This is a genomic window from Ruegeria sp. C6 (assembly GCF_056537625.1).
In genome coordinates this window covers 71374-91598 of sequence record NZ_JBQFRW010000006.1, presented here as the reverse complement: position 1 = coordinate 91598, position 20225 = coordinate 71374, and the positions used below count along the sequence as shown (strand labels likewise).

Sequence of the window (20225 nt, the reverse complement as noted above, 5' to 3'; positions counted from 1 at the left end):
GCGTCATAGCAAAAATTACAGAAGGTCTTAGGAACTAGATGAAAGCTGTTTTGCTTGCCGGTGGACTCGGTACCCGGATTAGTGAGGAATCTCACTTGAAGCCTAAACCGATGATTGAGATCGGTGGCCGTCCACTACTGTGGCACATAATGAAGATTTACGGAGCTTATGGGATAACCGACTTCGTAATATGTTGCGGCTACAAGGGATTCATAATCAAAGAGTATTTCGCAAACTATTTTTTGCATATGTCGGACATCACGATCGATATTCAGGAAAATCGGATGGAGGTACATCAACGCCATGCGGAACCTTGGCGTGTCACACTTGTTGATACGGGAGAGATGACACAAACGGGTGGAAGAATCGTGCGTGTGCGCGAGCATCTGGACGATCGGTTCCTGCTTACTTACGGAGATGGGGTTAGCGACATTGATATCAGCGAACTTATAGCATTCCACGAGGCAGAAGGTGTGGAGGCTACCGTGACCGCTGTTCAACCGGCCGGACGCTTCGGCTCAATTCAGGTCGAAGGTGCGCGGGTCAAAAGTTTCTTAGAGAAACCGAAAGGTGACGGACAATGGGTATCTGGTGGTTTCTTCGTATGTGAGCCGTCCGTTCTGGATCGTATTGACGGTGATGACACGCTTTGGGAGCGTGAACCAATGGAGGCGCTGGCGGCTGACAAACAACTGGCAGTCTATAAACATAATGGTTTCTGGTCGGCTATGGATACGCTGAGAGACAAGAACTTTCTGGAAGATCTTTGGGCTAGTGGGAAGCCGCCGTGGAGAGTCTGGAGGTGACGACCGACTGGAAGGGACGCCGTGTCCTGCTCACGGGACACACAGGATTCAAAGGCGCCTGGTTGTCGCATTGGCTGCTATCGCGCGGTGCCAAAGTCTTTGGTCTTTCATTGGCGCCCGAAGATTCACCCTGTCTTTTTGATGAGCTCGAGTTGGCCGAGCGTATGGATCACTCGATTTGCGATATCCGCAATTCGGCGAATGTCAACGCACGTGTTGCCGATGCTGATCCCGACATTGTGTTTCACCTCGCAGCCCAATCACTTGTCCGCCGATCCTATCGCGAACCGCAAGGCACGATGGATGTTAATGTGATGGGGACGGTGAACGTTCTTGATGCCTTGCGAGAGAGAAACAAGCCCACTGCGGTCGTGATCGTCACTACCGACAAAGTTTATAAGAATCTTGAACAGAATGCGCCCTACTTCGAGGATGACCAGCTTGGTGGTCATGATGCTTATAGCGCCAGTAAAGCGGCAGCGGAAATTGCTATTGCAAGCTACCGATCATCGTTTTTTTCGGGTTCGCCAGTTCGAGTTGCGACGGCCAGAGCGGGTAACGTAATTGGTGGCGGGGATTGGGCCGAAGACCGCATCTTGCCCGATTTGGCCCGCGCGTTTGGAGATGGTCAAGCTTTGGTCGTGCGCAACCGGCACGCGATAAGACCTTGGCAGCATGTTCTGGAACCTTTGAAGGGATACATGGATCTGGCTGATGGTTTGCTTGATGGTCGTAGTGATTTGGAAACTGCCTTTAATTTCGGTCCTGTGGTTTCCGATCAACGTCCCGTTCAAGATTTGGTATCAACCAGCTTGAACGCTTGGCCGGGTGAGGTCAGATATCAAAGCGAAACAAATGCACCACACGAGGCTGGCCGCTTGACACTGTCAATAGACAAGGCGAATTCCCTGCTGGGGTGGGCGCCTCGCTGGAACTTTGACCAGGCAGTAACCCGCACAGTCGATTGGTATCGGCAATTCAGCTCAGGCGTCGATGCAAAAACCCTAGTAGATGCTGATATTGAAGAGTTCGAAAAGGCCGAGTGATGAAATTCGAACCGATGATGATCAGTGATGTGCTGCGTATCGACTTAAATCGTATTGAGGATGATCGCGGTTTTTTTGCGCGTTCTTTTTGTAGCGAAGAGTTTCAGTCGCGACACTTGTTCTCGGAAATCGCACAGATTAACACTTCTTATACTCGGCATATGGGCACAATCAGGGGGCTTCACTTTCAACGAGCCCCGGCTGCAGAGGCAAAGGTTGTGCGCGTCGTGCAGGGCGCGATTTTTGATGTTGCCGTTGATTTGAGATCCGGATCAGAGACCTTTGGACATTGGATCGCTCAGGAGCTCAGCGCAGACAACCGCGTTGCGTTGTACATTCCGGAGGGATTTGCCCATGGTTTCCAGACCATGACAGATGATGTCGAGATGGTGTACTTGCACTCGATTCCCTTCAGTCCTGAGTACAGCGGTGGAGTCCATTTCGACGATCCTGAGATTGGTATCGGCTGGCCGTTGTCAAAAACTGTGATCTCACCTAGAGATCGTGCTCTGCCACAACTTGCCGAACTGGAGCCGCTAGAGTCATGAAATGCCGTCACTGCTATCATCCGCTCGGCCCGGCCTTTCTTGACCTCGGGTTTGCACCACCTTCCAATGCCTATCTTACGCAGGCCGATCTGCATGCACCTGAAGTCACCTTTCCTTTGCGGTTACGTGTGTGTGAACAGTGTTGGCTGGTCCAAACAGAAGATTACGCCAGAGCAGATGAGATTTTTCGCGCGGATTACGCATATTTTTCATCGACTTCACAGTCCTGGGTTTCGCATGCCGCTGAGTATGCAAGCACAATCACCCAAAGGCTAAATCTGGGTGCTGACTCTTATGTGATCGAAGTTGCCTCCAACGATGGTTACTTGCTGAAGAATTTCGTGCAGGCAGGAATACCTTGCCTGGGTATCGAGCCTACTGATGCCACGGCAGAAGTTGCGGAACGCATTGGCATTCCAGTAATGCGGGCCTTCTTCGGTGAAACGCTGGCGCAGCAACTGGTAGCCCAAGGCCACAAGGCTGATCTTGTGTGCGGCAACAATGTATTTGCACATGTGCCCGACATCAATGACTTTGCTCTTGGGTTGGCAACAGTGTTGAATTCAGAGGGTGTTGTTACTCTGGAATTCCCTCATTTGCTCCGGCTTCTAGATGAATGTCAATTTGATACTGTGTATCATGAGCACTTCTCGTATCTTTCGTTAGGCGCGGCGCGGCGGATTTTTGAAATGGCGGGATTGCGTATCTTCGATGTCGAAGAACTCCCAACCCACGGTGGCAGCCTGCGAGTATACGGATGTTTGCATGATGCGTCACATCTTCTAACCGACTCGGTTGCAAGCGTTTTGGCTAAGGAACAAGCCGCGGGTCTAGAGACCCAGGAACCATACATTGCTTTCCAATCTCGCGTAGAAACGGTTAAGGACATGGCACTTTCTTTCCTACTGGAGGCCAAGCGTAGCGGCAAGACCGTCAGCGCGTATGGAGCGGCCGCAAAAGGCAATACGTTGCTTAACTTTGCAGGCGTCGGCAGAGACCTGATTCAATTCGTATCGGACGCGGCTCCATCCAAGCAAGGCAAGTTCCTGCCGGGTAGCCATATTCCCATCCGCCCGCCCCAAGAGCTGAACGACAGCCGGCCTGACTACATCTTAATACTGCCATGGAATATCGCGGGTGAAATTACCGCTCAGTTGGCGGATTTGGCTGATGCAGGTTCAGCCTTCGTGACATTTGTGCCTGAGTTATGCATCAGATGACCAATCGGATACCATATACAAAGCCATCAATTACTGAACTTGAGGTCGAATACGCTGCAGATGCAGCGCGGCATGGATGGGGTGCCCAATGCTATGAGTATATTGATCGGTTCGAAAACGAGTTTGGGAAATATCTTGGTGTGGAACACACCATCGCCACCTCTAGCTGTACGGGTGCGATGCATATGGGCCTTGCTGCGCTAGGTATTGGACCTGGCGACGAAGTAATTCTGGCCGACACCAATTGGATTGCCACAGTGGCTCCAGTGAAGCATCTGGGTGCAAGCCCGGTCTTCGTTGATATTGACCCGGTCACATGGTGCATCGATCCTGAACGGGCTGATGCGGCAATTACCCCTCGTACTAGAGCCATTATCGCGACGCATCTTTATGGTAATCTGGCAGACATGACGGCCTTGTTGGCGCTTGGTGAGCGTTATGGAATTCCAGTGATCGAAGATGCAGCAGAGGCGATCGGATCGGAGTGGTTGGAAAAAAAAGCTGGTTCGATGGGTTTGTTTTCCACGTTCTCATTCCATGGCACCAAGACCCTGACAACCGGCGAGGGCGGGTTATTCGCAACCAATGACACAAAGCTGTTCGAAAAGGTTCTGACGCTGTCTAATCATGGGCGCGTGCGAGGGCAAAGCCGCCAGTTCTGGGCCGATATGATTGGCTTCAAGTATAAGATGTCCAATATTCAGGCAGCGATCGGTTGTGCCCAGCTTCAGCGCATCGACGAGCTTACGGCGCGAAAGAAGGAAATTCTGGCGGGCTACAAGACAAGGTTAATAAATGAAACAGGCATTTCACTAAATCCAGAACCATCCGATGGCATAAATGGCGCATGGATGCCGACTGTCGTTTTTACAAAAGAAACTGGGGTCACTCGCGAGATATTGCAGGCCGCGTTTGCTGAAGCCAACATTGATGCTCGGGTGTTTTTCTGGCCCCTGAGTTCGCTTGAAATGTTCTCAGATTGTTCTGAGAATATTCATGCATGGGATATCCCTTGCCGTGCGATAAATTTGCCGAGCTATCACGATATAAACCATGAGCAGATTGAGAGAGTCGTTAGTGTGATCTCTAGAACCATCCAGTGCTCGGGTACACAATGAAACTAGCAACCTGCAAAACTCTTTTGATGGCCGATGGCGAGGTAGGGTATCGTATCGCCAAGCACTTAACTCGATATTACCTCGACGACATTGCCGCTATTATCACGACCGATAAAAACAAAATCTCTAATGTTGCAAGTAGTTGTGGAATCAACACTACCACCTTCCTAGGCGAGGACGAGCTACTAGAGTGGCTTGGAGCTGATGAGTTCGATCTCGGTCTTTTGGCATGGTGGCCGCATTTGGTAAGTGGAAATTTGCTGTCTAGGGCCCGTAGGGGATTCCTGAATACTCATCCTAGCTTTCTGCCGTACAACAGAGGAAAGCACTACAATTTCTGGGCAATCGTGGAAGAAGCACCCTTCGGAGTTTCTTTGCACGGAGTCACTCCCGGAATTGATGACGGTCCAATCATTGCTCAATCGTCAATACCATATGGGTGGACCGATACCGGCGGTACGCTCTATGAAAAGGCCCAAGTTGAAATGGTCGGTCTGGTTTGCAGATCTTGGGAAGCAGTTCGTGCTGGTCAGCTACCTGCAATCGAACAAGAACGAAATGTGGGCTCATTTCACCTCGCTTCGGAACTAGAACCAGCGAGTAAGCTTGATCTAAATGAAACAACAACCACTCGGGCCCTTTTGAATCTTCTACGAGCCCGAACCTTTCCTGGACATCCAGCTTGCAGTTTCCAAGACGGGGACGAAGCCTTCGAGGTTCGAATTGAAATAACGAGAAAGTAACATGGATCCACACAAAAAATTCAAATTAGAATGTGAAATAGAAATCGCCAGGGCAGGCGCAGATACCGACTTCTCGGACCTTACCAGGCAATGGTTCGAGCAAGCGAACTCGCATAAATACTCCTATCACTTTGATTGGTTTGGCAGACCGATAATCCAATATCCTCAGGACATTGTTGCCTTGCAGGAAATCGTCTGGAACGTCAGGCCTGATCTGATTATCGAGACGGGCATCGCACATGGCGGATCACTGATTTACTCGGCCTCACTTCTCGCGATGTTAGAGTATTGCGACGCCGTAGAAGCGGGCAAGACGCTTGACCCCGCTAGTCCCAAACGCAAAGTGCTTGGCATTGACATTGATATTCGCGCCCACAATCGTGCAGCCATAGAAGAGCATCCGATGGCCTCCAGAATCGAGATGATTCAAGGCTCATCTATTGACGAAGACATTGTGGACCAGGTTCGAACTGCTGCTGAAGATTACCAAAAGGTACTTGTTTGTCTCGACAGCAATCATACACACGATCATGTGCTTGCCGAGTTAAATGCGTATGCCCCGCTTGTTTCTTCGGGTAGCTATTGCATTGTGTTCGATACAATCGTTGAGGATATGCCTCCCACTAAGTTCACTGATCGTCCATGGGGACCTGGAGACAACCCAAAGACTGCAGTTCATGATTGGTTGAAAGTCAATCCTGATTTCGAGATCGACAAGAGTATCGATCACAAGCTGCAAATTTCGGTGGCACCGGACGGCTTCTTACGACGCCGGTAGTTTTGTCACGGTGGATTTCGACCAAACAGACAAAGTCCATGACAGGCCCGCGCTGATTGCCTAGAAGTGCCTATTAGATTTGCTTTTGGAACCAGGTGATCCCAGTGGAGCAATTGGCGTTTACATACGAAATGGGTGTGGTCTCGGCGCTTTTGGCCTTCACGGTGTTCTTGTTTGTGTCCGAGATTGTAAGGATCGATCTTTCGGCCATCCTGGTGTTGGTCATTGTGGGTCTGCTGAGTTATGCACCGGGTCTCGAAAATCTGGCAAATGTTCCTCATCTGTTTGACGGGTTTGCGTCCAATGCCGTGATTTCGATCATTGCGGTCATGATCGTAGGTGCGGGTTTGGATAAAACGGGCCTAATGAACAAGGTCGCGTCCGTCATTTTGAAATATGGTGGTAAGTCTGAAAACCGAGTGCTGCCGATCGTTTCGGGCACAGTCGGTGTTATCTCATCATTCATGCAAAATGTCGGGGCGGCGGCGTTGTTCCTACCGGTGGTTAGCCGTATCTCATCGCGATCGGGTATTCCGTTGTCACGTTTGCTTATGCCCATGGGGTTTTGTGCCATTCTGGGGGGGACAATGACGATGGTCGGGTCCTCGCCGCTTATTCTGTTGAATGACCTGATCCAAACTGCAAACGAAGGGCTGCCCGAAGCCCAGAAGATGGAACCCTTTGGATTGTTTTCCGTTACCCCCATCGGTGCGGTGCTGATCCTGACGGGGATCGCATATTTCCTGCTGCTGGGACGTTGGGTGCTGCCGGGCGATTCAGGGTCGGAGAGTACGGGTACCGGGCGCGGGACTCAGGAATATCTTCAGCGGGTCTACGGGCTGAAGGCCGATGTGTTCGAGGTTGTGGTTCCGGCCGACAGCCCGCTGGTCGGGCAGATACTGGCCGACATCAACTTTGAAAATCATCTCTATATCATCTCGACCTTTTACCGTGGCAAGACCTCGATGGTTCAGGTGCTAACAGCCGAGATTGCTGCGCCTTGTCGATTGGCGATTGTGGGTCGGCGCTGGGTTGTCGAAGAGTTTGCCGAAAAGTATGGGCTGACGGTGCTGCCTGATCTGGATGTGTTTGTCGAAGAGTTCGCACCCACGAATGCTGGGGTCGCAGAGGTGGTCGTGACGCCTGACAGCAAGCTGATCGGCAAATGCCCTCGCGAATTGCTGTTCCGTAAAACCTACGGAATGTCTTTGCTCGCCATCCACAGGGGTGAAGAGACGCTGAGTCATGTCGAGACTGAGACGCATGAATCCACCCAGATCGGGCTTGAGAAGTTCAAGGCTGGCGACATGTTGGTTGCTCATACCCGCTGGGACAACCTGATGCGGATAAAGCGTGATCCGGATTTTGTTGTGGTCACGTCTGATTTCCCGCAGGACGAATTGCGCCCGCAAAAGGTAGGCTGGGCGCTCTTGTTCTTCTTGATCTCATTGTCACTGATCCTGTTCACGGATGTGCGGTTGTCGCTCTGTTTGCTGACCGGAGCCGCAGGAATGATGTTGACCCGGGTGCTCAGTGTTGACGAGGCGTATCGAGCAGTTGGATGGAACACGGTCTTTCTGCTGGCGTGTCTGATCCCGTTGGGTCAGGCGGTGCAGAATACCGGGACTGCGGCATGGATTGCGCAACAGATCATGATCATCTTGGATGGATGGCCGAATTGGGCGCTACAGGCGGGCGTCGCCATTCTGGCGACGGCATTTTCTCTGGTCATGTCAAACGTCGGCGCGACGGTTCTGTTGGTGCCCCTTGCGGTTTCAATTGCGGTTGCGGCGGGTGCCAACCCGGCGGTCTTTGCATTAACCGTCGCGATTTCGACCTCGAACAGTTTCATTATCCCGACCCATCAGGTGAATGCGCTGATCATGGGGCCAGCTGGGTACAAAGTGACCGATTTCGTCCGTTCGGGCGGGATCATGACGATCATCTTCTTGATCGTCTCACTGTTGATGCTGAATGTGATTTTCTGACCCTGTTAATCACCCAGCTAGGCTGATCGTTTGGCCCTGCTCTGACGCCTGTTGTGCGGCAAGGCCGATACGCACGGCCCAAATCCCATCACGCAGTGAGACCTCGGGTTTGGCGCGCTCGCCCCTGACCAGCTCCAGAAAGCCTTTGTGCTGATAATAAGTCGAGCCATTGTGGTCGCCAGCCGCCAGCAACTCGGGATCAACGGGGATGTCGAGCTGGATTGGGCCTTTCGGTGCACGAGGGCTGATGATCAGCTGTGGCACAGGCGCGTCGCCCAAATGTTCGGGCCAGAAGCGGCCCGGGCCGGGCACAAGCGCTTCGATCTTGGCATCGCGCCCAATGGCCGAGATTTCTTCTTGATACCGCGAACCCTCGGCAAACATGCAAAGCTCGAGCATCGCGCGCGCGCCCGAAGCAAAATCGACAATGACATAGCCGTGGTCCAGAATATCTGGAGTATCGCCGTCATAAACTTCGTCCAAATGATTGACGGCTTGGCCACCGCTTGCGGAAACGCGAACCGGGTCTGATTGCAGGATCAGGCGCATGAGGTCGAAGAAGTGGCAACATTTTTCGACGAATGTACCGCCAGTGTTACGGTTGAACCGGTTCCAATTGCCGACCTTTTCGAGAAACGGAAAGCGGTGTTCGCGGATCGTGAGCATCTTGATCCCACCACCTGCGGTCGCTGCTTCATCGATCAGCGCCGTGATCGGGGGCATATAGCGATATTCCATCGCGACCCAGATCGGGTGCGGAAAATTGCGCTCTAACTCTTCAAGCCGTGCAAGATCGGCGGGATCAGTGAACAACGGTTTCTCGATCAACAGTGGCAGTGGGCGGGTTTCCGCAATCTCGGCCAGTTGATCAACATGCAGGTGGTTGGGGCTGGCGATGACCAGACAGTCCAGATCATTGACCGTCAGAAGGTCCTGAAGGGAAGACACCATCTGCGCGTCGGGTGCAATCGCCTGCGCCTTATGCGCCATCTCCGGGTCGGGTTCGAAGATTGCGGCGACTCGTGTGCCCTCAAGCAGAGCAATGTTGTGCAGGTGTTCCTGCCCCATCATGCCGCATCCGATCAGCCCGTAATTGGTGGTCCGGGTCATGCGCAGTTCCTTTTATTTCAGGCGTTGAACGTATGTGGCTCGATCTGGATCAAACCATGTTTTTGAAAACTCGATAGGTTCAGCTTTCTCAGACCAACTGAACCGTTCGATATACCCTGCGGCTTGGCCCGCAGGTTTGGTGAAGCCTTCAGGAGTCCAGTCGGGCAGGGCACTGACAGAAACGCGATCCTCTGCCCGAGTGATCCAGAAGCCAAGTTGTTGCTGGTAATAGCGATAAAGCGAGTCGGACAGCAGGTTCTGGTCTATGGTCCCGGCTGATTCGTCCAGCCAGATTTCTTCGACCGCGATGATTGTGTCATTCAGATAACGCATCCGGCGTACGCGCGAACCGCTATCAGACAGGCCGAACTTCGGCAGCTTCGCAGGCTTCTTGAGATGATCAACTGACAGAATATCGGCACGCGGCAACCCGCCGCCTTCGGGCAGTTCCAGCCGGAACATCGCATAGACGCTGTTCTGCGTTCCGGTCTCGCGGATGTAGTTGCCCGAACCCTGAATACGCTCCAACATGCCTTTTTTCTCAAGCTCGGCGAGGGATTTTCGCAAGGTCCCGACCGAGACATTTAGGTTCGAAGCCATGTCCCGTTCAGGTGGAAGACGCTCACCATCAATCAGACGGCCCGCAGCTATATCGCGGATCAGAAGCTCTGAGATCTGGACATAGATCGGCAGGGCGTTGGGGTTGCGGCTGCTGGAGGACATTGAGGGCGCTTCACTCGGTCGCAGGAAAAATTGATACACTATTGATCTACATCAATGCGCTTGCTACGCAAGAGGAAAGTCAAAGATGTACGGAGCGTGAATCAAATGACCATCGTCCCCATCACATCCCCCGACCTGGATGCGGCCGAGGTTTCGTGGTTTGCAGCGCTTTGCTCGGATGACTACCAGTTTCTGGGTGTGCCCGATGGTGAACTGCGATCCAGTTGGGAGCATTGTTCAGGCATCGTGAAAGAGGCCGAGGCGCAAGGCTTTCGCAACATCTTGTGCCCATCGTCTTATCAGGTCGGACAGGACACCCTGAGCTTTGTTGCAGGTTGCGCGCCGATTACCGAAAACATCAACCTGCTGGCCGCCGTGCGCTGTGGCGAAATGCAGCCCATCATGCTGGCCCGCACCATCGCGACGCTGGACCACATGCTAAAGGGGCGGCTGACAGTCAACATCATCTCGTCCGATTTCCCGGGCGAGAAAGCCGACAGTGCGTACCGCTATCAGCGTTCGCGCGAAGTGGTCGAGATCCTGAAACAGGCCTGGACGCAGGACGAAATCAACCATGCGGGCGAGGTCTATAACTTTTCAGGCCTGACCACCGACCCGGCTCGGCCTTACCAGACCGGTGGCCCACTGCTGTATTTCGGCGGCTACTCGCCGTCTGCTTTGGACCTGTGCGGTGAACATTGCGATGTCTACCTGATGTGGCCGGAAACAAAGGATCAGTTGGCCGAGCGGATGAAAGCCGTTCATGCGGTTGCCGAGAATTACAATCGTACTCTGGACTACGGTCTGCGCGTCCACATGATTGTTCGCGATACCGAGGCTGAGGCACAGGAATACGCCGACTACATCGTCTCGAAACTGGATGACGAATATGGTCGTGCGATCCGCGAGCGGGCACTGGACGCGACATCCTTGGGCGTGGCGCATCAATCCAAGAACCGCGATCTGGCCGACGAATATGGCTATGTCGAACCTGGACTGTGGACCGGCGTCGGACGCGCACGGTCGGGCTGTGGTGCTGCGCTGGTCGGTTCGACCGATCAAGTTATGTCTAAAATCGAAGAGTATCAGAAGATGGGCATCCGCGCCTTCATCTTCTCGGGCTACCCGCACATGGACGAGGCCAAGCATTTTGGCGCCCGTGTGATGCCCAACCTGAAAACCTGCTCGCTTCCCGAAGCTTACGGGCGCGTGCCAGCAACCACCCCGGCAACCCCGCTGGGCAACGGAGTTCGTCGCTGATGCAACGTGTGAAACTATCTGACACGCTGGAAATGAGCCGTCTAGTCTATGGCATGTGGCGCTTGGGTGATGACAGTGACACCTCTACTGCGCATGTTGAGGCCAAGATTCAGGCCTGTCTGGATCAGGGCATCACTACCTTCGATCAGGCCGACATTTATGGCGGATACGCGGCCGAAGCCGTTCTGGGCAATGCCTTACGCACCAATCCCAGTCTGCGCCAGAAAATGGAGATCGTCACCAAATGTGACATCGTCGCACCGATGGGGCGTTATGCCGAGGCCAAGGTCAAATATTACGACACGTCGCGTGCGCATATTCTGAAATCGGTCGATACATCTCTGTCGGAAATGGCGATCGACCACATCGACTTGCTACTGATCCACCGCCCGGATCCAATGATGGATCACCATGAAACCGGTGCAGCGCTGGATGAGGTGGTTGCCAGTGGCAAGGTCGGCGCGGTTGGTGTGTCTAATTTCCGCCCTTGGGACTGGTCTTTGCTGCAGTCGGCGATGAAAACCCAATTGGTCACCAATCAGATCGAGATATCTCTGGGCGAGATCAGCCCGTTCACCAACGGTGATCTGGCGTTCCATCAACAGCATGGTCACTCGCTTATGGCGTGGTCTCCACTGGGTGGAGGCCTTTTGATGGCCGGGAATCCACCGGTCGGCGTTGTAGCGGATGAGATCGCCGCAGAATTCGGGGTGGATCGCGCCGCTGTGGCCGTTGCCTTCCTGCTCGCGCATCCAGCAAGCATACTGCCTGTTCTGGGCACAAATAATCTGGGCCGCATCAAGCGCGCCTCGGATGCGTTGAAGGTCAAGCTAGATCGTGAAAGCTGGTACCGCCTGTATGAGGCGGCGCTGGGACATGAGGTGCCATGATGAACGCAATCTCGCGCGATATGAACCATACATTCGTCCCGCATAAGGACGACACGCGAACCCTGCGCGATGCTTTTGGCCGTTTTGCCACCGGAGTTACTGTCGTGACCTGCGACAGTGAGGATGGGCCAATCTGCATTACCGCCAACAGCTTTTCGTCCCTGTCGCTGGATCCGCCGCTGGTGATGTGGGCGGGCGACCGCAATTCGCGCCGGTTCCGCTATTTTCACGCGGCGCGTCACTTCAGTGTGCACGTTCTGTCTGCTGAACAGGCCGAGCTGTGCTTTGGCTGTTCAAAAGACGCCCATGCGCTGCGTGATATCGAACATGACCGTTGTGAAAACGGCACCCCGTTGTTGCCGGGTAGTCTTGCCCGGTTCGAATGCGAGCAGCACGCTTATCACGATGCAGGCGATCATGTGATCGTGGTGGGCAAAGTTCTGAAAGTCAGCATGGCGGATGGAGACGCGCTGACGTTCTTTGCCGGAAAACTCGGCCAATTCGCGCAGAGCTAAGCGCGATATGAAGACTGCGGGTCAAACCCGCAGCTGACAGTGGGAGGATCCGCATGGGCGGACTGGCATCGGCGTTGACGCCGATTGCATTCGTGAACGAAACCGTGCTGCGTCTGGGCCGCGCGGTCGGTGTTGTTGCGATTGCAGTTATGGTTATCGCGATCCTGATTCAGGTGTTCTTCCGATATGTCTTGGGCAACGCCCTGCCATGGCCGGATGAGGCTGCCCGGTTCTGCATGCTCTGGATGACGGGCCTGATGGCCCCCACAGCTTTCCGTCGCGGAGGGTTCGTCGCCATCGATATGCTTGCACGTTTCCTGCCGCGCGTGCTTGGTCAATCGCTCAATTTGTTCCTGCTGCTGATCTCGCTGGCCGTGCTGCTGGTTGCGGTCAATATCGGCTGGTCTGAGGTTACGGGCTTTGGTGGCCGGTTCGCCACTGCGGCGTTGTACCTGCCTACCTCTTTCGGGTTCGATGAATGGTACCGTATTCCGCGCAGTTGGATGATGGCCTCGCTGCTGGTTGGGATCATCTTGCTGATCTCGGTCAATATCGAACTGATCTTGCGGTCGATAGTAACCATGTTGGGCGGAGCACATCTTTTGCCTGAAATTCCCGAAGCTGCGGTGGGGGCTGAATAAATGCTGATTTGGTTCCTGCCCACCTTCCTGATTTTCCTGCTGATCGGCCTGCCGGTCTTTTTCGCACTGCTGGCAGCGCCCGGCATTCTGCTATGGCTCAGCGGTCAGACCAACGACATTACGCTGCTCTATCGCAATGTCTATAACGGTATGGATAGCTTCCCGCTGATGGCGATCCCTTTCTTCATGCTGGCCGGAGAACTGATGAACCGGGGCGGCATCACCATCCGACTTGTGGAGTTCAGCCAGGCCCTGATGGGCCACCTGCGGGGCGGCCTTGCGCATGTGAACGTCCTCAGCTCGATCCTGTTCGCGGGCCTTTCAGGGTCCGCTGTCGCTGATACTTCGGCGCTTGGGTCGATGCTGATCCCGGCGATGGAGAAGCAAGGCTATACCCGCAAATTTGCCGCCGCGATCACGGCAGCCAGTTCGGTGATCGGGCCGATCATCCCGCCCTCGGGCATCATGATCATCTATGCCTATGTCATGGGTGAAAGTGTGGCTGCACTCTTTCTCGCTGGCATCGTGCCTGGGGTCATGGTCGGTGTCGGTTTGATGCTCATGATCAAGCTTATGGCGGATCGATACGACTTCCCGGTCGCCAGCCGTAAATATACTTGGCCAGAACGCCGTCAGGCCAGCCTAAAAGCGTTCTTCCCACTGATGACCCCTGTGATCATCTTGGGCGGAATACTGGGTGGCATCTTTACCCCGACCGAAGCGGCCGCTGTCGCCGTAGGGTATGCCTTTATCATCGGTTTCTTCGTCCTGCGCACATTGACGTGGAAAGAAGTCCCCGAGGTGCTCAGTAATGCAGGTATGACCTCCGCTGTCGTCCTGTTGTTGGTCGGGGCGGCAATGGCCTTCAAGACGGTGGTCAGCCTCAGCCATGCGCCGGAGCAGCTGGCCTCGCTAATCCTCAGCCTGTCGGAAAACCCGCTGATCCTGCTGTTCCTGATCAACCTGCTGCTGTTCATCGTCGGAATGTTCCTGGATGCAGGCCCCGCTATTATCATCCTTGGCCCGATCCTCGGTCCGATCTTCACCAGCCTCGGTGTAGACCCGATCCATTTTGCCATTATCATGAGCGTCAACCTGACTGTCGGTCTGGCCACCCCGCCCATGGGGCTGGTGCTGTTCGTAGCCGCCGCCGTGTCTCGGGAACGGGTTGAAACCATCGCCAAGGCAATCCTGCCGTTTCTGGCGGTCGAAATCATCGTGATCTTCTTGATCACATACATCCCCGCACTATCCATGACGATCCCGAGGATAACGGGATTTGCAAACTGAACTGAGTATCACAGGGAGGAAACGCATGCTCAGAAGATTTATCAAAACCGCAGCGGTGGCCACGTCGCTAGTGGCCGCGTCTGCGATTGCCGCGGCAGCCGCCGACTACACGCTACGCGCCACAGCAAACTCGAATGAAAACGACGAAGATTATGACGGTCTGGTCGTTTTCAAGAACTACGTTGAGGCGGCCTCGAACGGAGCCATTGAGGTTGAGCTGTTCATAGGTACGCAGCTCTGCTCGAACGGTGCCGAGTGTCTGCAGGGTGTGGCAGACGGTACGATCGACATCTACATCTCAACCTCTGGAGGGGCCTCGGGCATCTTCCCTTACGTGCAGGTTCTGGACCTGCCTTACCTGATGGCCGATGACCGCATTGCCGAACATGTCCTATCCGGTGATTTCACCCGGCAGATGCGCGACATGGCGCTGGAGGATTCCGGCGGTGCGATCCGTCTGATGACAATCGGCAATACAGGTGGCTGGCGCAACTTCGCCAATACACAACGCCGTGTTGCTGAGCCGGCTGACATGGAGGGTCTGAAAATCCGCACCGTGGTTGCCGACCTGCCGCAGGAGCTGGTCAAAGCACTGGGTGCATCACCGACCCCGATCCCGTGGCCAGAACTGTTCACCAGCTTCCAGACCGGTGTGGTTGAGGGCTCGAAAAACGGCATCACGGACATCATGGGCATGAAGTTCCCGGATGCAGGCCTGCAATATGTAACGCTGGACGGGCACGCTTATATGGGTGCGCTGTGGTGGATGAACAACGCCAAGTTCCAGGAGATGCCAGAAGATATGCGCCGCGTGGTAGTCGACGGGTTTTATGCGCTGCAGCAGGCGACCTTTGCCTCACCCAAGCGCAAGTCGATCCAGGCTTATGAGGATTTTGTAGCCGGCGGTGGTGACCTTTATGTCCTGACACCCGACCAGAAAGCTGCGTTCAAAGAAGCCGCAACCCCGGTCTATGACTGGTTCCAGTCCAATGTGGCACGTGGTGATGAGATCTTTGTAGCGTTGACTGACGCTGTGGCAGCAGCCGAGGCGGATGTTAATGCCTCACGTGATGCGGATCTGAACTGAATTGCTGGGCCGGGCCCTGGGGTCCGGCCCTCACCGAAACGGGTACATCCACCCTTTGTAGTCGTTGACCAGAACATGCGCCTTCTCGATCTGCTCCGGCGACATTTTTTTGACCACTTCTTCAAGGCTGATCGCCGCATCGGGATCGCCGCCGATGGCGCTGAGCGTATACCACATGTACGCTCGAACCAGATCAGGCGCGGGCATGCCCAGACCCAACTCGTAGTACCAACCGATACCAGATTGCGCCCCGGGATGACCTTTCATCGAGGCGCGCAAGTACCATTCAAACGCGCGTTCATAGTCCTGTTCGACCCCAAGGCCCAACCCGTACATCACACCGATCAATTCCTCGGCTTCGGCATTGCCGGAGCGCGCGGCGGGCAGCAATTCCTCGCGCGCGGCTTCAAACTCTCCGGCCTCCATCAGATCGCGTGCTTGTTCCAGTTCAGCCAGCGCTGGGGTCGCGAGAAGGCACAGGGCAAATACAAACTGGCGCATGGGGTTGCTTTCCTCTTGGCAGGGGCCGCGGCTGCTCAGGATCTGCCGCGCCCGCTGACGGATGACGATTTCATCCCCTTTGATATGGAACAGGCCGCTATCGGTCATCAACTGTTTTACGATCCCATTTTATCGGGAAACCGGAACATAAGCTGCGCCCATTGCCATCACCCGGATTTCGGCACCTCGGACGGCTTGTCGCTTGGCATCGGAGAAGGCGGGATGGGCTTGGGGCCAGACCGGACGCCGGGCATCGGAACGGACAAAATCCGCAAGCGAATTCCCCGCAATTCGCCGGGGCTTTGGAACCTTGGTGCAAAGGAACTTCACACGGTTTTCCATGATGGCCGTCTGAGTATCTCTGACGTCTACGGTAACGGTTTCAACTCACCCGCGCAGGAGTGGTTGCCGGACGGCTTGAATTCGCTGCTGGCCGCGCAGGCGCTTTTCCCGCTGACTTCGCAGTTTGAAATGGCCGGGAATGTGGCCGAAAATCAAGTCACCGGCGCGGTGCATGACCGCATCGACAAGGGCTGGCCGATCCTCGCCAAACGCGTGCGCACTGATCCGCGCTATGGGCCTGCCATGGTCAAGGCGTTCGATGACATCGACACGACCGAGGACATCACGATAACTCAGATCACCAACGCGCTGGCCGCGTTCATGGCACTGGAGTGGCGCAGCACCAACAGCCCGTTTGATCAATATCTGGCCGGAGACCATGCCGCTCTGACGCCAGAGCAATACGATGGTATGACCTTGTTCTATGGTGAGGCAGGTTGCGCAAACTGCCATTCCGGCCCGTTGCTATCGGATCAAAAATTCCACGCGCTGAGCTTGCCGCCATTTGGACCGGGCAAGACCCGCCAATGGGACCCCTATGCCCGCGACGTGGGTCATATGGGTGAAAGCAACCGTCTTGAGGACGCCTATCGTTTCCGCACACCGATGCTGCGCAATGTGACAGAGACGGCGCCCTATGGTCACAACGGTGCTTTTCCCGATCTGGAAGGCATTATTCGCCACCACTTGAACCCATCTCAGAGCCTCGCTGCCTGGACCCCTGATTTGGCCGGGCTGCCCAACGTGCCGTGGCTTGAGAATGTTGATTTCATCGTCTGGCAGGACCGGTTCGAGATGGAGCGTCATCGCCAGAAAATTGACATCGAACCGCTGGAACTGACCGATGCCCAGGTCGCAGATCTGGTGGCGTTCATGGGTGCATTGACCGGGACCACACTGGATGCGCCACTGTTCGGTGTGCCAGATGGCTTTGAGCCCTAGAAACCCATCGAACGTCATTGGAAATTTACCTGAAATCTCATAATGATCGGTGCAAAACAGCCGCCGAGAGTTTCAATGCAGTATCACAACAAGCCCTTTGATCAGCTTCAGATCGGTGACACCGCCGAGTTGACCCGGTTCTGCACAGAGGATGATTTTTATGTTTTCGCATCGAATTCCGGCAACCATAACCCTTTGAACCTGGCCGACGAAGATGGGGACGGTGATAACGTAAACGAGGCGATCGCGCCCGAGATGTTTCTTGGGGCTCTGATCTCGGCCGTTTTGGGGAATATCCTGCCGGGCGCGGGTACGCTGTATAAGTCGCAAAGCTTGGATTTTAGCGCCCGGGCATATGCGGGCGAAGAACTGCTGGCCAGAGTTACGGTGATCGAAAAACGCGATAACCGCGAGGTAGTTCTGGAAACTCAGGTGATGCGCCCTAGTGATGAGGCGCTGATCGTGTCCGGCATCGCGGTCGTGATCGCTCCGGAGAAAGAACTGTCATTCAATGAGATTGAAGTGCCTGGTCTGGTCGTCGAGCGGCACCGGCATTTTGATGCACTGCTCGATCGCTCGCGCCCGCTGCCTCCGATCCCCACGGCAGTTGTCGCCCCAGAAGAGCCCAACTCGCTGGGGGGGGCCTTATCGGCGGCGCTTGAAACCATCATCAAGCCGGTCCTGATAGGTGACCCCGACAAGATTGCTGCAGCAGCGCGTGAGATTGAGTTGCCCTTGGGTGACGTTGAGATCGTTCCTGTTAAGGACCATCTGGACGCCGCCAACAAAGCGGTTGATCTGGTTGTCGAAGGACATGCTGAAGCATTGATGAAGGGGCATCTTCATACGGACGAACTGCTACGGGCGGCGTTGCGGCGGGATCGTGGACTTCGCGCAGGGCGCCGATTTACGCATGTCTTCGTCATGGATATACCCGGCCAGCCGCATCCCTTGCTGGTGACCGATGCGGCCATCAATATCGAGCCGGATCTGGAAACCAAGATCGACATCACGCAGAACGCGATCGATCTGGCAATCTCAATCGGAATTGGCGCTCCGAAAGTGGGTGTTCTGTCGGCGGTCGAGACGGTGAATCCAGCAATCCGGTCGTCGATTGATGCCGCATTGCTGTCGAAGATGGCCGAGCGGGGACAGATCAGGGGTGGCTTGGTCGATGGGCCGCTTGCCATGGACAACGCGGTCAGCCTGGCCGCGGCGCGCACCAAAGGGATCGTGTCCGAGGTGGCCGGACGGGCAGACATTCTTGTCGTACCCAATCTGGACGCAGGCAACATGCTAGCCAAGCAACTGACGTATATCGCGCACGCCGAGGCTGCCGGGGTGGTGCTGGGCGCGCGCGTACCGATTATTCTGACCAGTCGCGCAGATGGCGAAAAGGCGCGGCTGGTTTCCTGTGCCGTCGCGGCCCTGCATGCGGCGCGGATGTCGGGTAAGATCTGATGGACCATATCATCACACTGAATTCAGGCTCGTCCTCGCTGAAGTTTGGGTTGTTCTCCGCGGGCGAAGCAGATCCGATCCTTGTCTGTTCGGGAGAGGTGGAACGCATCGGCAGCCGCGCGGCGCGCATCAAAGCAGAGACCACGGATGGCCGTGTGCTGGCCGATACCACATCCGAGGCGCTGCGTGATCAGGCCAGCGCCCTGGACTATATTCTGGATTTGCTGGAACGGCAGTTTCCGTCGGCGGGCGTGACCGCGGTTGGACACCGCATCGTGCATGGCGGCCCGGATAATGACAGGCCCATTCTGCTGACCCCCGAAAGCTTGCAGATGCTGGAAAAACTCGAGCCTTTTGCGCCCTTGCACCAACCTTACAATCTGCAGGGCGCACGTACTGCGATGGACAGGTTCCCCAATGCCAAGCAGGTTGCCTGTTTCGATACCGCTTTTCACCGCCACCACCCTTGGGTCAATGACACCTTCGCATTGCCGACCGAGTATTACGATATGGGCGTTCGCCGCTATGGCTTCCACGGTCTGAGCTATGATTACATCTCGGACCATCTGGCCAAGACTGCGCCGCTGATACATGGCGGACGGGTGGTTGTGGCGCATCTTGGCAACGGTGCCTCGATGTGCGCCATGATCGGAGGTCGCTCGGTCGGTTCAAGCATGGGGTTCTCGGCCATGGATGGTTTGCCGATGGGAACGCGTTGTGGCCAGCTGGATCCGGGCGTTGTGCTGTATCTGATGGATCAGCAAGGCATGAATGCGGATGAGATCTCGGACCTTCTGTATCGTAAATCCGGGTTGCTTGGCCTTTCCGGGATGACCAATGATATGCGTACGCTTGAGGCGTCGAATACGCCGGGTGCACGCAATGCCATCAACTACTACACGTTCCGGATACGCCGCGAGCTGGGCGCTTTGGCCGCCGTGTTGGGAGGTCTGGACGCAGTCGTGTTTACCGGCGGGATCGGTGAGAACTCGACCTATATCCGCGACCGTATCTGCACTGACATGGGGTGGTTGGGTCTTGAACTGGACCACGATGCAAACGCGGACAATCTGCGCGTCATCTCGACCGACCTGTCACGTGTGAAACTGATGGTCATTCCGACGAACGAGGAACTGGTGATCGCGCGTGCCGCGGCTGAGAAAGCCGCATAAATCCCAGTTTTTAGGCTTCTGCGCGCAAAATAATTTGGGGGATC

General features: G+C 55.1%; 20 protein-coding genes. 17 read left to right on the top strand and 3 right to left on the bottom strand.

Annotated features, from left to right (window positions below; all coding sequences use genetic code 11):
• Positions 1-38 precede the first annotated feature (38 nt).
• The 8 genes from rfbF (at position 39) to ACR0MJ_RS17385 (ending at position 8247) form a co-directional block, all read left to right on the top strand.
• Positions 39-806, top strand: a complete 768-nt coding sequence (rfbF, locus tag ACR0MJ_RS17420; protein WP_170408162.1) for a glucose-1-phosphate cytidylyltransferase — start codon at positions 39-41, stop codon at positions 804-806.
• Complete coding sequence (gene rfbG, locus ACR0MJ_RS17415) at positions 788-1852, top strand: CDP-glucose 4,6-dehydratase (protein ID WP_480761934.1); 1065 nt, start codon at positions 788-790, stop codon at positions 1850-1852. Before rfbF ends, rfbG begins: the two co-directional genes overlap by 19 nt.
• Complete coding sequence (gene rfbC / locus ACR0MJ_RS17410) at positions 1852-2400, top strand: dTDP-4-dehydrorhamnose 3,5-epimerase (RefSeq protein WP_480761933.1); 549 nt, start codon at positions 1852-1854, stop codon at positions 2398-2400. Before rfbG ends, rfbC begins: the two co-directional genes overlap by 1 nt.
• Entirely contained in the window at positions 2397-3620 is a 1224-nt protein-coding gene (locus ACR0MJ_RS17405) for a class I SAM-dependent methyltransferase (RefSeq protein WP_170408166.1), read from the top strand. The genes rfbC and ACR0MJ_RS17405 overlap by 4 nt, the downstream gene beginning before the upstream one ends.
• A complete protein-coding gene (locus tag ACR0MJ_RS17400) occupies positions 3608-4738 on the top strand; it encodes a DegT/DnrJ/EryC1/StrS family aminotransferase (RefSeq protein WP_480761931.1) in 1131 nt (376 codons plus the stop codon). The genes ACR0MJ_RS17405 and ACR0MJ_RS17400 overlap by 13 nt, the downstream gene beginning before the upstream one ends.
• Entirely contained in the window at positions 4735-5481 is a 747-nt protein-coding gene (locus ACR0MJ_RS17395; protein ID WP_170408168.1) for a formyltransferase family protein, read from the top strand. The genes ACR0MJ_RS17400 and ACR0MJ_RS17395 overlap by 4 nt, the downstream gene beginning before the upstream one ends.
• 1 nt (position 5482) lies before the next feature.
• A complete protein-coding gene (locus ACR0MJ_RS17390) occupies positions 5483-6259 on the top strand; it encodes a rhamnosyl O-methyltransferase (RefSeq protein WP_170408170.1) in 777 nt (258 codons plus the stop codon).
• Positions 6260-6390: 131 nt separating this feature from the next.
• Positions 6391-8247 (top strand): SLC13 family permease, encoded by a 1857-nt coding sequence (locus tag ACR0MJ_RS17385; protein WP_170398548.1) that lies wholly within the window; start codon positions 6391-6393, stop codon positions 8245-8247.
• Between the two features lie 9 nt (positions 8248-8256).
• On the opposite strand, the gene ACR0MJ_RS17380 is transcribed toward ACR0MJ_RS17385, so the two are convergent.
• Positions 8257-9357, bottom strand: a complete 1101-nt coding sequence (locus ACR0MJ_RS17380) for a Gfo/Idh/MocA family protein (RefSeq protein WP_480761928.1) — start codon at positions 9355-9357, stop codon at positions 8257-8259.
• Positions 9358-9369: 12 nt separating this feature from the next.
• Positions 9370-10080, bottom strand: a complete 711-nt coding sequence (locus tag ACR0MJ_RS17375; RefSeq protein ID WP_480761927.1) for a GntR family transcriptional regulator — start codon at positions 10078-10080, stop codon at positions 9370-9372.
• Positions 10081-10185: 105 nt separating this feature from the next.
• Here ACR0MJ_RS17375 and ACR0MJ_RS17370 point away from each other — a divergent pair, with 105 nt between their 5' ends.
• Genes ACR0MJ_RS17370 through ACR0MJ_RS17345 form a run of 6 tightly spaced genes read left to right on the top strand, consistent with a single transcriptional unit; the run spans position 10186 to position 15763 of the window.
• On the top strand, positions 10186-11340 hold the full coding sequence (locus ACR0MJ_RS17370) for an LLM class flavin-dependent oxidoreductase (RefSeq protein ID WP_480761925.1): 1155 nt from the start codon (positions 10186-10188) through the stop codon (positions 11338-11340).
• Entirely contained in the window at positions 11340-12230 is an 891-nt protein-coding gene (locus ACR0MJ_RS17365; RefSeq protein WP_480761924.1) for an aldo/keto reductase, read from the top strand. The genes ACR0MJ_RS17370 and ACR0MJ_RS17365 overlap by 1 nt, the downstream gene beginning before the upstream one ends.
• On the top strand, positions 12230-12745 hold the full coding sequence (locus tag ACR0MJ_RS17360; protein ID WP_170408253.1) for a flavin reductase family protein: 516 nt from the start codon (positions 12230-12232) through the stop codon (positions 12743-12745). Before ACR0MJ_RS17365 ends, ACR0MJ_RS17360 begins: the two co-directional genes overlap by 1 nt.
• A 53-nt stretch (positions 12746-12798) precedes the next feature.
• Positions 12799-13386 (top strand): TRAP transporter small permease, encoded by a 588-nt coding sequence (locus ACR0MJ_RS17355; RefSeq protein WP_170398319.1) that lies wholly within the window; start codon positions 12799-12801, stop codon positions 13384-13386.
• Positions 13387-14676: a TRAP transporter large permease gene (locus tag ACR0MJ_RS17350; protein WP_170398321.1), complete on the top strand. Its 1290-nt coding sequence runs from the start codon at positions 13387-13389 to the stop codon at positions 14674-14676.
• 25 nt (positions 14677-14701) lie between these two features.
• Positions 14702-15763, top strand: a complete 1062-nt coding sequence (locus ACR0MJ_RS17345) for a TRAP transporter substrate-binding protein (protein ID WP_170408182.1) — start codon at positions 14702-14704, stop codon at positions 15761-15763.
• Between the two features lie 30 nt (positions 15764-15793).
• Here ACR0MJ_RS17345 and ACR0MJ_RS17340 read toward each other — a convergent pair whose 3' ends face one another.
• On the bottom strand, positions 15794-16264 hold the full coding sequence (locus ACR0MJ_RS17340; RefSeq protein ID WP_170408184.1) for a tetratricopeptide repeat protein: 471 nt from the start codon (positions 16262-16264) through the stop codon (positions 15794-15796).
• Positions 16265-16279: 15 nt separating this feature from the next.
• Here ACR0MJ_RS17340 and ACR0MJ_RS17335 point away from each other — a divergent pair, with 15 nt between their 5' ends.
• From ACR0MJ_RS17335 to ACR0MJ_RS17325, 3 genes are all read left to right on the top strand, one after another.
• On the top strand, positions 16280-17548 hold the full coding sequence (locus ACR0MJ_RS17335) for a cytochrome-c peroxidase (protein ID WP_480761922.1): 1269 nt from the start codon (positions 16280-16282) through the stop codon (positions 17546-17548).
• 75 nt (positions 17549-17623) lie between these two features.
• Entirely contained in the window at positions 17624-19009 is a 1386-nt protein-coding gene (locus ACR0MJ_RS17330) for a bifunctional enoyl-CoA hydratase/phosphate acetyltransferase (protein WP_480761920.1), read from the top strand.
• A complete protein-coding gene (locus ACR0MJ_RS17325; protein ID WP_170595142.1) occupies positions 19009-20181 on the top strand; it encodes an acetate/propionate family kinase in 1173 nt (390 codons plus the stop codon). The genes ACR0MJ_RS17330 and ACR0MJ_RS17325 overlap by 1 nt, the downstream gene beginning before the upstream one ends.
• Positions 20182-20225: the final 44 nt, after the last annotated feature.